The following is a 13,486-nucleotide window of genomic DNA, read 5'->3' as shown; positions in this document are numbered from 1 at the left end:
CCTACAGGGGCCCCGCCTCTTCCGCGGGCGGGTGCCCTACTTCCCACACCGCGACGGCGTTGCTGATGTCGGCGATGGTCTCGTTCAACGCATCGCGCTCGATGGTCTGCCGGTAGACCTGATCCTTGCAGCGGACGTACTCGTCCTCGGTGGTGATGACGGTGTGGTCGGTCATGGGATCAGCTCGTTGATGGTCTGGATGGCCGTCGTATGCACGCCGGGGTTCGCTTCGCCGTACATCCACGCGGGGAGCGCGACTTGAAACTTCTGGCCGGCTTGTGCGTAGATGTTCGGCGATGCGTTCTGGTAACCGATGGCGCTGCGAATGACCACACGGACGTGGCACCACCCCATGGCAGGTGTGATGACCGCTCCAGCGCTTACACCGGCTTGGCGCACACCATTGAGGTAGACCTGCTGCACCCCAGCTGCCTGCACGCCAACCACCACCTGGTCGTTGTCGATCGCACGAATCCAGCCGGCGAACGTCACAGCGCGGTCGGCATTCATCACGGCCTGCACGACCGAGTTCATGGTCGAGGAGAGGTAGTTAGCTGCGAAGAGCGGATGAGGGTTCGCTGTGCCAGCACCGGCAGTGCGCTCAGCGATGTAGAACTCGGAGCCGTAGCGAGCCGAGGTACCAGTGCGACCCATGGCCGCGATCAAGTCGGACGTGGTTGCAGTCAGCGCGCCCGCCGCACCGCCGTTCGTGGTGTTGTCGAAGATGAACTTGCCGACCTCGGACCATGCGCTCGAGCCGTTGTACGCCACGAACCACAGCGTCATCTTTCCCGCGTCGAACGCTCCCACGTTGAGCGCCAAAGGGTTGGCGCGCGCCGTCATCTTTCCGCTGTCGCTCATCAAGTTGACGACGCCCACACTGCGTTCGAACGCTTGCGATTCAGTGCGCGACTCGATGATCCAGCGGCTGCCGTCCGAGCGCAGCGTGACGGCGCTGAGAATTCGCTCCAGCGAGTAGAACGTTAGGAAGTCGACCAGGTCCGCGCCGTTCGGGACAATCGTCACCGTGTTCACGCTGGAGTCGATCCGTTTGATCGGATACACCCGCCCAGGGCAAGAACTCGCGGCCGGCAAGGTGATGACGATGTTTCCAGCGGTGGCGTTCGCCGTGATCACGCCGTGCGTGATGCCCAACGTGGTGCTGGCCGTGATGGGAGTGACCAGCACGGCGAGAGAGCCGAGCGAATTGAGGAACGAGCTGCCAGTAGCAAGGCCGTCGCTCGAACCTGCCGTAACGCTACCGCGCGTCGCAAAAGACCCGTTGGAGCGGAAGCTGCCCCAAGTCACGTTGGTGACCTGCCAGGTCTGCAGGAGGAAGTTCCCCGACCCGGTGGTCGTGATCTGCGGGTTGACGTTGAAGGCGGTGTAACCAGCAGTCCCCGTCTGGGCGATGGTGGGGAACACCTCGAAGGTGGTCTGAGTGCCTGAAGCGGCAGTGTGGTTCGCGATGGCGCGCGACTGCGTGCCAGCGGTGGTCACCGCGTTGGCTGCCCCCAACGTGACGTATGGCAATGAGCCACCTGTAAAGCGGGCAACCTGCTGAAGAGAGATGGCACGGTTCACGCCGGTGCCGCTGTTCGCCGTCGCCCAACGGAACTCGTTACCAACCCAAGTGAAGTACGAGTACTCCGTGTTGGTGACCTTGTCAGCGGTGTTGTAGAACCGCATGGAAGACCCGGTGTTGAAATCCACCCGGTTCGTCACCGACTTCATGCCGGCCACATCTTGATCACCGGTGATCTTGACGTTCTGAGCGTCTAGAGCAACGAGCGCCGAGATCTGGGCCTGCAGCTTCTGGAACGCCCCGATAACTGAGTCGGTCGCAGCGATGACGGCATTGGCGCCGGCCACCAGACCCGTGAGCACAGCATTGCGCACGCGCGCAACCGTGAAATAGAGGTTCGACACGCCCTCGACCACGTTGTCGGTCGTGCCAGGTGACGCCAGCAGCTCGGTGTAAGCGCTACCGCTCCAGCGGTACTGCCTGCTGGTGTCCAGGGCGATGTAGATCTTCCCGGCCTCGCCGGCACCGGGGAAGCTGCCCAGAGATGCAAACTCCAGCACGTCATCCACATAGCTGGGCAAGTAAATCGAGGGCACAAGACCGGCCACCAGCGGCGCAACACCGATACCAACCTGGGCGGTGTCGACCTTGCCCGCAAGGCTCACCGCCACGGCGCTCAGTGCGCTCGACGTAGAGGTCGACAAACTCGCGATGCCGCTCACCGAAGTGGACAGCCCCGAAGATGTCGAGGTTGAGAGGCTGTTGATGCTGCTGGTGGATGTGCTCAGGCCGCTCGACGTTGAGGTCGAAAGGCTGCTGACATTGCTGCTCGCGGCGCTCAGAACAGTGGACAGGCTCGCGATTCGGCTCGTGGCGGTGCTCCAGCCCGTCGAGGTGGACGTGGACAAACTGCCGACATTGCTGTTGGTCGTGATGAGCGAGGTGGCGGCGGCGAAGAACTCGACGTTCTGCGCAGCGGCACTGCCGAGCGTCGGCGTGTTGATCAGGTCGTTGTAGTCGGTGGTCCCCGGGGGACCGGGGTCGCCGTCCGCTCCAGGAGGGCCCGGCGGACCCTGTACTGCCACTTCGAGAAGGGTGGGCGTTTCCTCTTTCAGGACCAGCGTCTCGCAACCGCCCACTTCCAGCGACTCGCAGCTCATCGAGTCACCTCAGGGGACACGCTGACGGATCCGTGCATCAGGCGCCGCACCGTGTCGTCAGCGAAGATGATTTCGAGGTCGTAAATGCCGCTGCGCCAGGCGTAGGCGGCCGTGACGGCTGCCTCGATGCGCATTGTGATGGCGCCGGTGCTGCCGCCGAGCAGGATGCCACCGTTCTCGGTGGTGAGGTCGACCAGCACTGAAGGGGCGGCGAGCTTCTCGCGGATCTGCATGCGCGCCGTGCACCCCGTCAGGTCGACCGGCACGCCCGGCCTCTTGCCAGTCCTCCACGTCGCCAATTGATTGAACGTGGCGCCCTGATCAATCCTGAGGTTGAGTTTGAATCCGGCCATGGATCGGCATGCTGCCGCCCCCCGGCCCCGTGGTCTAACCCTAGAGGGGGCGCGAGTTCAAACTTGTACGGGGGGCAGGAGATTGCCACGCTGGGCTCGGGACGGGTCTCGCTTATGAATGGTTGGCCGCCCAACGTCACACCATCACTTTGGCGGTGGAGCCGATATTCGAAAATGAGCCCGAAAGGAAGCGGCCAAGCGCTCAGCCGACTCGTTTGAAGTGCAGTTGATTACTCGGTAACTTGTGGGGTATGACTGTTCAGCGCCGCTCATGCCAGATTTGATTACGTTAAGACAAGATCGATCAGACTTACAGGTGGCGGTTACTGTGCTACCGTGCACAAAGAACTGGCGGACTTGCGCCAAGAATGTGACGACGCTCAAGTCTGCCGCGCCAGATTTCGACGCTACTTCCCAGTTCATTTGCATTGTCTCGTCGTCAATGCCCCAGTCGGTCTTTCCGTACGGAACGGTGCCTTCAGGCTGGCCGTCACATGCGCGAAGGTCCTGACTGAATATCGATTCGGCGGCCGCGGTACGAAGGGCAAGAATTAGCAAGAAGACAACTGCTATTGGTTTCACGCGCATGTGAGCACCTTTCGTCCAGGCTAGCTTTCACCATCTACTTGGCACGTCCACTTCGTATAGCTTCCCTCGACAGACTTGTGTGCAATGCCTTCGGCGCTTTTTGGGTCAAGCTCCTTTTTTGAGCAATCGCATCCACCCGTTCTTGCCTTACTTCCCATTCGTCGCTGTGCTTCGTTCTTCGCCGAATTGCAGGCCGTTGCTTTATCTCCAGATGAGGCTACAAAAGACCGCTGTGCAGCGAGACACGTCGAAGACCACATTGCTACGGCAACCAAAAACCAAGTTGCAGAGGTTTTGAATGAAACGTACATAGCGATAGGCGAGACATTAGCTTCTTGTCATACTGTCTGCGCCGCCCGGTTGCGTCAATACTCAATATTGAGTATGGAGGCTTAAGCGATAGCATGCTAGATGCCGATGCGTCCTCCGGAAAGGCTACGCGGTGCTGTGGACGTCGCCGGCGCAACTCTCACAGTTGCCTGGGCGCGTGGACGCGAAGCAGCCGCCCCTCCCCCCGCCCTATTCCAATCCGATCGCTGTGCGCGCTCGCGCAGAATCTTCGCGAAGACGGGTGCGCATCGCCTGTGGCGCGGTGTCCGCAATCCGTTCGTCCTTGGTCTTGCGCATCTCGCGCACGCGCCGCATCACGTCAGGGATTCGCACCAGCATCGGCTGTTCGGGGTTCTTCTCGTTCCACGTCGCCACCTGGTCGCGCGCGGACTGCACCTTCTTCGGGTCACTCTCGAAGATGCCCTGAGCCCACAGCGCGCGGATCTCCTGAGCGCGAAGGTTGTAGAAGGCCTTCGCGCCCTGATTGATGCGGTTTGCCTCCTGGATGGTGGCAACGCTTCCGGGCTGGAAACCGATGGCCTTCATCGCCGCCTCCAGCGAGTTGGTATCGAGCACCTTGTAGCCCTTGGCATCGCGATACATACCGGTGGCCGCCATGTCGGCGCCCTTTGCGGCGTTACGCACCGCCGCCGGCGACATTTCCAGGACACCGGCTCCCACGTCGCCCGTGAGCACGCTGCGGCCGCCGGAAAGAATGCGGCTGGCGAAGTCGCCGGCCGGGCCCGCGATCTCCAATACGTCGCGCGCATGGCTCGTCTTCTCCAGTAGCAGCCCGGTGCCGGGAATCAGGTTGCCCATGCCCAGGCGGCCCGAAACGTCGAGCGGCGCGCCAGGCAGGCCGCTCACGCCCTTGTCGATGAACTGCGCGATGCCGCGCGGCAGCATGCTCTCCAGGAACTCTTGCCGCGCCTTCTTCGACGAGAAGTTGTAGCCCATCATCTGCGCCAGGCCGTCGGCCGCATCCTCCAGGTCTTCAGCGAACGGAAGGCCGCCGGCGCCGCCCATCAGCATCAGCATGCCCAGAGCCAGCAGCGCCGCGCGTTTTCCCTCGGGCCCGCCCTGCGTGTACATGCGGTGCAGCAGCTCCAGATACGCGACTGAGTAGGTTTTGAAGGTCATCAGCGTGCCGCCGACGGCGCCGCGGCCCCACTCCATTTTGTTGGCCTTCGAGTACAGGAACTGCGTCTCGGTGATGGCCTGGCGCGCGAAGCCTGCGGGGTCTGCAATGCCCTGCGCTTTCGCGGTGCGGTAGGCAGCGATGAAGGTGATGCGGCGGTTCAGTTGCTCGGCCGCGCCAAACACCTTGCCCCATGCCAGCGACACACGCGATAGCGCGTTCTGGCCCAGCGCGCGCAGGTCGCCGCCACGGGTGCCGTCGCCCGAGCGCAGCGAGCCAGCGCCGCGGGCCTGGGCCATGAGCTGGTGCACCTCCTGCGGCGCCACTACGCCCTCGGCCTCGGCGCGCTTGAGCGCCGCCGCGAGGTCGGGCTCGTAGTTCTTGCGGCGAGCGGCCAGATTCTTCGCGGCGCGGCCGATCTGCGCAGCCGCCGCCTTGGCGCCGCCGTACTGGCTCAACCAGGGGAACGTCACCTGCACGGGCTGCAGCGCGTTCACCAGCGCCGACGCAATCGAGCCGCCCAGATACTGCGCGAACAACAGGCCGCGCACCGCCTGCGCTTCTTCCTGCGGGTTCTTCACATACTCGGCCAGGCGCACCGCGGCGTCCTTCAATTCGCCCTGCTCCTTCGGGATCGCGGTCACGGCCTCGCCGAGGTCGCCCATGTGCAGGCCGGCGGCGGTCTGTCGCGCGTTGCTGTACACGAACGTCGCCAGCACGCGGCCCACCTCCTCGCTGAAGCCTGCGATGCCTTTGCGGTGGATCAGCCGGCGCATGGCACTGCGGTTGGTCTTCGTGAGGCGCAAGTAGTCCTGAAAGGCCTTGTCCTGCGCGCTGTCGCCGGTGGAATCGAGGCCCAAGGCATTGCCGAACAGCTCCAGCGTCTCCGGCGTCACGCCCGCGAACATCTTGAAGGCCTCCTCCGACAGCGTGCCCTGGCTAACGCCTGTCTCGCCGAACTCTTCACGCATGCGCGCGGCCATCGTGTTGGCCTCGCGCGCCGTCTCGAACAGACCGAAATACTGGCGCTCGCCAGCAGCATTCACTGCATCGACAGTGAATCGCCCGAACCGCGATAGCGGCGCATAGCCGCGGGCCTGCAGGTCGCGCACTTTGTCGGCGCGGTCGATGATGCCGTTGGCGGTGTTCAGCAGCAGGGTCGCGCGGTCGGGCTGGTCTCCCGCCAGTTGCACCAGGTGATCGCGAATCAGCACGGCCGCCGTCTGCGCATCCGGCGCGTCCATCACGATACCGCGCAGCCCTTTGGCGTCGTCGCCGGCGAAGCGCAGCATGTCGGCTCGCGCCATCGTGTCCAGGCTGCGGTCGGTGGCATTGCGGAACTCGCGGTAGAGCTCCACCTGGCCATCGTTGAGGTTGAACATGGAGCGCAGTTCGGCATCGCTCCAGACCACCCCCGGCTGCAGCATGCGCGACTCGAAGCGCGTGCCCACCGCCTTTTCATAGGACTCCAGCGGCATGCCCTGCCAGGCCTTCAGCATGCGCTCATCGAGGTGGCCATTGCGCAGCAGGCGCTGCGCCTTCTGCTCGGAGGTCAGGCCGGCCGCCGCGTCGATCAGGCTCTGAACCGGCACTGCCTTGCCCTGCTCGTCGCGGGCCCACGTCAGCGTGCCCTCGAACACTGGCTTGGCGATCGCCCTGTTATCGGCCGCGGCCACGGGCGACTTCTTGATGTCGCGCCACGTCTCAAGTTTCGGCAGCAACTTGGGCGCCAGCTCGGCAGCGTCGTTTGCAAAGAAGCTCACGTCGTCCACGAAGCCCTGAGCGGCGTCGAACACCGATTTGAAAGCGGGCGAGCGCTCGGCGAGGTTGTACATCGTGCCCACAGTCTTGTGCCACCAGGACAGCGTGCCGGGCGCGCTGAAGGTCTTGTTCAGTTCAGCCGTGGCCGTGCGCGCGTAACCCGCCACCTTCGAGCGGCTGAACATGATGTCGGCGTCATCCCCCTCACCGCCGGCCGCGTTGCCGCGCTCGATCTGTTCCGCTAAACTGAGTACTTCCCCTGCAGAGCGGATCGAAGTCAGGTTGATGCCATCGGCATCGGCAGATGCGGCGACCCACTGAGCTGCAGGGGATTTTTCGTTGAATTCAACAGCTTCAACGGTGTAGAGCGGGTTCGGATCACGCTCGATGGCGGTTTCCTTCACCGTCAGCTTCACCAGCAGTTCGCGCCCGTTCCGCGTCATCGGAACGAAGAAGCGATGCACCGCGCTGATGTTGGAGTTCCCTTCCCGATCAGGCTTGCTCCACCCCAGCACCGCGCGCTCGAACAGCGCGTCGAGGTTCGCGACCGCCAGCGAATGTGCCGCCGGGCTGGCCGACTTCCCCACTGCCTTCGCGCTGAGCATCTTGTCCAACGAGTTGCGCGACACGACCGCCTGCATGCCGGTTTCGGTGTTCAGCAAGGGCGTGCCCTGGAACGCCTTGGCCGCTGCTCGAGCTTCAGCAAAGGTCGATGCCTGGCGCTGCGGCGCCGCGGCGTCCTCCGCGCGGCTGAAGCTCGGCCCGGCGTCCGGCGCGGCCGCGCTGGCTCCACGCTCAACGAACTGGCGCGCCGGCAGGATGAAGTTGCGGATGATCTCGTCGTCGGTCAGGCGCAGACCGCGGAAGCCCGGCACGTGCTCGCGCAACCAGGCGCGGATCGCCGCCACAGCGCGCCGCACGAAGTGCAACTCGGGCGTGCGCTGTGCCATTTCGGCCAGCACCTCCTCGGCGGCCGCGCGGCGGTCAAGCTTGTTCACCCCGCGCAGGCCGTACTCCTTGATCTTGGCATCGACGTCCGAGCGCCGCATCGTCGCGATCTGGTTGAGCACGCCGTCGAGCCGCTTGCCGAAGTGGCCGCGCAGCCCGTGGTGACCCAGCACCTCGTGAAAAAGCACGCGGGCGGCGTCCTCGGCGCTCGCCAGTCGAGACGCCATCAGGTAGGCCTTGCCGCGATAGTAGAAGCCCTCCGGCGCGCCGCGTGCGCCGCCGCTGCGCTGCTTCAGGTCGGCGCGCCGCGCGGCGGCCGGCACTACAGGGTCTCCCATGTCGAATGCGACGACGACGTCAGGCCCGTTGCCCCAAGCAGCCCGAATGGCGTCCACGGTCTTCTGCACGCCGGTGACTGCTTGCATGCGGGCCTCCGGAGAGTAGGACGGCCGGCTGAGTGCGCGCATCGCGTTCGCGACTGCAGGCGTCAGGCCTGCCAAGCCGTCTTCCGAGCGACGGAACAGTGCCACGTTCCCGCCCTCACCTTCTCGGGCCTGAATGACGTCCACGAGCCTGTCCAGCGCCTTGTTGATGGCGACACGCTCTGCGCCGTGCGGGAAGGGTCGCTTGAAGCCCCACGGCGTCGGGATGGCGACGTTCTCGGGGCCGAAGTTGAGGAACGGGCTCGCGCCGCCGCGTTCAGTAATCTTGTCTTCGACGTAGCCCTGGAAGGCCCGCGCGGCCATCTCGTGCGGCGTCGTCCAGTAGTCGGTGCCCCGCCCCTGATCCAGCTCCTTCGCGTCCATCACGAACTGGGTGGGCACCATGCGGGTCTTCTCGCTGCCCTGCTGCGCTTCGGCCAACATCTTGAGCCGGGCGCTGTACAGCTGCATGTCACTGCGCAGCTTGTCCAGCGGGCCGTTACCGTCGGCGCCGAAGCCGTTGCGCCCTCGCGCGGCCTTCATGATCGCGCTGATCTTCTCGAGCGCATCGTTGGTCCAGCGCACGCCGGCCAGCACGCCGCGGGACTTCCCGGTCTTCTCCCCGAGGCGCAGGTCGAGCGCAACGCCGTCGAGGATCTGCTGCGTCACCGTGTCGAACTCGGCAAGCTGCTCGGACGTGGCTGGCTTGTTGTTGCGCTTGAAGTAGCGCGCATCGAGTGCCTGAGCCAGGCCCGCGCGGATGTCCGCAAGCCGGTGCTGCACACCCTCGCGCGCTCGCGCCACGAATCGGTCGGCGTTCGCCGTATCTTCCACGTAGTGCTCGGACTTCTTTGCGATGGTCCGCATCAGGCCGTCATAGGCCTCACGCACCTCCGCACGCACACCTGAGCGCTCGCCGCGCAGGCCGCCGCTCGCTGCTTCGCCCTCGAACGCGGGTCCGACCTTCAAAGAGCGCGTGCCGTCCTTGTCCGTCACCCACTCGGTCGAGGACTTGCCGTCCTGGCGGCCGAAGTAGTGGTCCATGGCATGGAACCACTCGTGCGCGAGCGAGCCGGCGCCGTTCATCTTCGTCAGGTTGATGACCGCCTTCGCGGGTTCGTAATGTGCGCGTGCGCCGCTCAGCCCGCTACCCCGGGCGCCGAACGCCAGGGCCAACTCGCCGTCGAGACTGATGGCCCGCGGCGGAATGCCCATGACCTCGGCCAGGTCCAGCAGGCCGTCGTAGGCATCGTTCAGCAGCTGCTGACGGTCGACCTGGTTGTTCCAGTTGCCGAACTCCACGCCGCGGAAGCCGAAGGTGCCGCCGAAGTCACCATCCTTCACGTCGCCCGTGCGGCGCTCCACGCCGACACGCTGCTCGCTGGCCGGCCGCGGCAGGTCGGCCTCGCCGAAAGTGGTGTTCGTCTCGATGATGGCCTGAGCGTTCTCCGCCATGTAGCGCAGCGCAGCCTCGCGACTCTCGAAGGCCTGGTCGACCACCTTCACGCGCTTGCGGTCGGTCACATCGCGCCAGATCTCGAAATTGCCGTCGCGCATCGGCACCGCCCGGTGCTTAAGACTGACGGCCGCCAGGGGAATGGCCGCTTCCGCCGCTTCGCGCGTGGCGAAGTTGTCGCGCCCCACCTGCCGGGGTTGCTTCATGAAGTCCAGCGAGCGCTTGTCGCGGATGACCCAGCGCCCCTCTTCGGCAGGGTTCCGGCTCTTCGCGATCTGCGACACCTCAAATCGACGAGCCCAGGCGGGCCGGTCATCCTTCGGCGCGGCCGATGCGCGCGTCCCGGTCTTCTCGGCGCGGTCCTTTCGGGCGCCGCCGATCTTCTCGCCGAAGTCCACGATCCGATCATCCCGTGGCGCGGTCTCGGCCGAAGCTGGAGGCGCGTCGGATTCTGTAGATCGGGTTGGGGCCTCACTTCCCTGCACCTGTGCCAGTTCAGTCCGGTAGACGGCCACCGTAGTCGCGTTCGGGTCGGTCTGCCAGCCTTCAGGCGCCACCGGCTCGTTGAACGCCACGCCGTCATATCCCATGTCCATCAGCCGCCTGCGAAACTCCTCCCCGGCAGCCTTCTCCGAATTCGCGGCCTCGAAGAGGCGCTGCAGATCGGCAGGTTGCTCCCCGGCGCGCATGTCATAGATCCGGGCCTTCGGCGAAAGCCGCACGCGCAGGATCACGCCGTCGCTGTCGTACAGCGCTTCGCGCTGTTCCTCGGAAAGGCTCGCGTCCTTGTTTGCCCGCTTCGCCACGGCATTGCGCGCGAAGAAGCGGGCATAGCCGGTGCGGTCGGAAGTCAGGTAGACCGCGCGCCCCTGGTGGTCCTCACCCGATCCCATCTGCCCGAGGCGGTCAGCGTCGAACCTCTCGAACGGCAGCGGCGTGCCGTGGTAGAGCTCACCGAACGACTTTCCGTTTTGTACAGGCGGAGGAGAAGACGCGGCCTTCGCCTCGCGCTGAACCTTGGCCTTCTGCATCTTGGCCAGCACCCCACGGGCTGACCTGGCGGCCGGCTGCAAGCTCGGCGACAGCGCGTTCTTGAAGCGCCCCGCCGCCAAGCCAGCCTTGAACTCATCCACCGACATGGCGGTGATCGGCCCCACCTTCCAGTCAGCGTCATAGCTGCCGCGGTAGGCGGCCACAGCCTCGGCCTCCGTGTTGAAGCCGAACAGGGCCTTCGCCTCGTCGTAGGAGCCATCCGCGTTGACCTGGTCCACCACGTAGACCGTTGGCGCAGTGGCAGCGTGCGGGCCGACGAACACGTCGACGTGGTCGCCGTCGGCGGCCTCGGTTCCCTTCACATAGCCGTAATGCGCGGCCATCGTGTTGCTCCACTCCACGCCGTCCGGCGAGGTGCCGCTGCGCGTACTGCCCTGCGGGTTTTCGATGCTGATCCGCAGGCCCTGCACGTCTGCGCCGGACAGGTGACCGAGCTTGTAGTTGCCGGCGTCCTTCTGCGCGGGCGTCGGCTCTGGAGTCGCGTTCAGCGGGCTCGTCGCGGCCTCGTGCGCTGCGGCATCCACAGCGGCCGCGGGCGCAGCGTTCTCGCTCAGTGGAGGCTGGCGCTCGCTGGCGCGAGCTGCATCAGGTACAGCTTCGAGCACAGGGGAAACGGCTCCGCCGGTATCGGCGCCTCGCGCGGCAGTAGCTCCATCAGGCTGCGTGTCTCGTGCCGGCCGGCCTGCCGTGTTCGGCGCAGCACCAGCAGGGCTGCGTGCGCCGTCATCTGCCACCCGAACACCACGTGCGGCTGCAACATCTTCACCTCCTTGGGGTTGCGTTTGGACCTGTGCGTCGCGCGAATCGATGGCCGCCACGATTTGCGGCGTGCGCAGGCCGCCGGCGTCGATGCCCAGCGACTTCGCGACCTTGCGCGCCTGCAGAGGGTTCGTGCGCCAGGCGCTCGGCCGCGCGGCTACAGCGTCGGATGGCACGGCGGCACCCCGCGCCGGCACGGTGGCGGGCGCAGGTGCCGTCCCCTTCGATGCGCCGCGGCGCGCGCGGGCCTGCGCAACACCTTCCGTCACGCTTGTGGGTGCGGGCGCTGATGCCGCTACTGCGGGCGCCAGCGCGTCCAGCTCTGCCTGCACGCGGTCACGTTCTGCGATGAGCCGCGCATCCCAGCCGCCGGCGCGCCCTTGCTGCTGCAAAAAGTCCAGGCGCTCCCTCAGATCAGCTGCGTGCGCTTCGACGAGCTGCTCGCGGCCCGGTCGCTCGGCGGAGAAGTCGAGGCCCACCTGCTCGGTGTCGCCCTGTTCCTTCGCCTCCTCGGCTGCCTGCTGGAGCGCGGCCTGCGCGACCAGTTGCTGCGATGCGCCGCTGTCCACCGCGACCACTGCAGCGGACGACAGCGGGCCGGCCGCCGGGTCAAGGCCCATGCGCTGCGAAGGCAGCATGGGAGCGGCATCGGTTGCACCGATGGATTGCAGGATCTCGTCATCGGGTCCAGTCACGGCGCGCGATGCTTCGATCTCGGCCTGACGTGCCGCCTCCTCCGCAGTGCGCTGCTGCGCCAGCGCGGCCGCGCCATCGGGCGGAGCTACCTGCGCCACCGCGGGCTCGCCGCGCTCCTGCTGGTTCAGTTCGTTGAGTCGGGTGATGGCACTGCGGCGCGCATCCTCTGCGGCCGCAGGGACGGACGCTGGTGCAGGTGCAACCGCCTCGGGCGCCAGGCCCATCATGCGAGCGCGGGCCGCAGCGCGTTGGTCTTCGGGAAGGCTCGCCAGATAGGCGTCGATCTCGGATCGACGGCCTATCGTGCCGTCCGGGAAACCCACCAGTGGGTCGGGCTCGTTTCTGAGCAACAGCGGTGCGGCAACCGGAGCAGGCGCCTCGGCGCCTCCGTGCCCGCCTGTCAGCAATGAGACGCCGCCGCCGGTGATGCCGCCCAGCGCGGCGCCCATGCCGGCCGCGGCGGCCACCCCCTTCGTTGGGTCGATGGTGGGATCGAACGGCACCGCGGCGCGCTGGCCCTCGTACTGCGTGATGCCTTCTTCAAAGCCTTCCTGTGCGGCCTCAACGGCCGCCGTCTTGCCCGCGCGAGCGAGGGCACTGCCGCCGAAGCCCTTGGCGCCGGCGACCAGGCGTTCAGCACCGACCAAGCTGCCCGCGCCGCCCACGATTGCCGGGATGACGCTGGCCTGCCGGCCCGCGGCAGTTGCTTGTTCGTCGGTGGCTCCCGCCTTCGATGCGAGATCGTAGGCAGTACCAGCGGCATCGCCACCAGCCATCGCGCCACCTGCTGCAGCACTGCCGGCGAGGCCAGCGCGCTCCACTGCCTTGGCGCCAGCGCCGACGGCGCGCGCGGCCGCACCAGCGCCCTTGATCGCGGCTCCTGGGCCAACGAAAGAGCCCGCTGCCTGAGCCGCTGACAGGACGGGGTTCTCCAGCACATAGCTGCCGACTGCCTTCAGCTCGCCGCCGACTCCATCGGCGCCTTCAACGTCGTCGCGGAACTTCTTCTTCGATGCCTTGACCACGTCGCTCTGCGATTCCTCGCCGGCCTTGATGATCTTGTCGTCGATGAACTTCGAGATGGCATTGCCGGGCTTCACGAAGTTCGCAGCGGCAGAGACGCCGCCGGCTGCCGCGTTGGCGGCCTCGATCACCGTGTCGTTGGCGACGGCGAGGGCACTGCGACTCGAAGGCGGTTTGAGTTCGCCCTTCTCCCAGTCCGTTGCTGAAGTGCTTGGCGGGCGGAGGTCGCCCTTTTCCCAGTCGGTATCGCTCATCCCCCCAGTCTTCCGCCGCT

The 13,486-nt window shown here is 66.0% G+C and carries 4 protein-coding genes; all 4 read right to left on the bottom strand.

All coding sequences use genetic code 11. The annotated features are described in order from the left end of the window. Nucleotide 1 precedes the first annotated feature (1 nt). The 4 genes from VARPA_RS31340 to VARPA_RS31335 all read right to left on the bottom strand — a co-directional run bounded on the left by VARPA_RS31340 (nucleotide 2) and on the right by VARPA_RS31335 (nucleotide 13,466). Nucleotides 2-175 (bottom strand): hypothetical protein, encoded by a 174-nt coding sequence (locus VARPA_RS31340; protein WP_013540475.1) that lies wholly within the window; start codon nucleotides 173-175, stop codon nucleotides 2-4. Further along, on the bottom strand, nucleotides 172-2,685 hold the full coding sequence (locus VARPA_RS30160; protein ID WP_013540474.1) for a hypothetical protein: 2,514 nt from the start codon (nucleotides 2,683-2,685) through the stop codon (nucleotides 172-174). The genes VARPA_RS31340 and VARPA_RS30160 overlap by 4 nt, the downstream gene beginning before the upstream one ends. After that, nucleotides 2,682-3,038, bottom strand: a complete 357-nt coding sequence (locus VARPA_RS10185; protein ID WP_013540473.1) for a hypothetical protein — start codon at nucleotides 3,036-3,038, stop codon at nucleotides 2,682-2,684. Before VARPA_RS10185 ends, VARPA_RS30160 begins: the two co-directional genes overlap by 4 nt. 1,107 nt (nucleotides 3,039-4,145) lie before the next feature. Further along, nucleotides 4,146-13,466, bottom strand: coding sequence for a PLxRFG domain-containing protein (locus VARPA_RS31335; protein WP_013540472.1), 9,321 nt, complete (start codon nucleotides 13,464-13,466; stop codon nucleotides 4,146-4,148). Between the last annotated feature and the right edge of the window lie 20 nt (nucleotides 13,467-13,486).

Source organism: Variovorax paradoxus EPS (assembly GCF_000184745.1).
Taxonomy (GTDB): Bacteria; Pseudomonadota; Gammaproteobacteria; order Burkholderiales; family Burkholderiaceae_C; genus Variovorax; species Variovorax paradoxus_C.
This window is presented reverse-complemented; position numbering and strand designations above follow the sequence as displayed.

Coding starts and splice junctions, on each gene's coding strand:
- VARPA_RS31340 (WP_013540475.1), bottom strand. CDS start 175: ATGACCGACCACACCGTCATCACCACCGAGGACGAGTACGTCCGCTGC.
- VARPA_RS30160 (WP_013540474.1), bottom strand. CDS start 2,685: ATGAGCTGCGAGTCGCTGGAAGTGGGCGGTTGCGAGACGCTGGTCCTG.
- VARPA_RS10185 (WP_013540473.1), bottom strand. CDS start 3,038: ATGGCCGGATTCAAACTCAACCTCAGGATTGATCAGGGCGCCACGTTC.
- VARPA_RS31335 (WP_013540472.1), bottom strand. CDS start 13,466: ATGAGCGATACCGACTGGGAAAAGGGCGACCTCCGCCCGCCAAGCACT.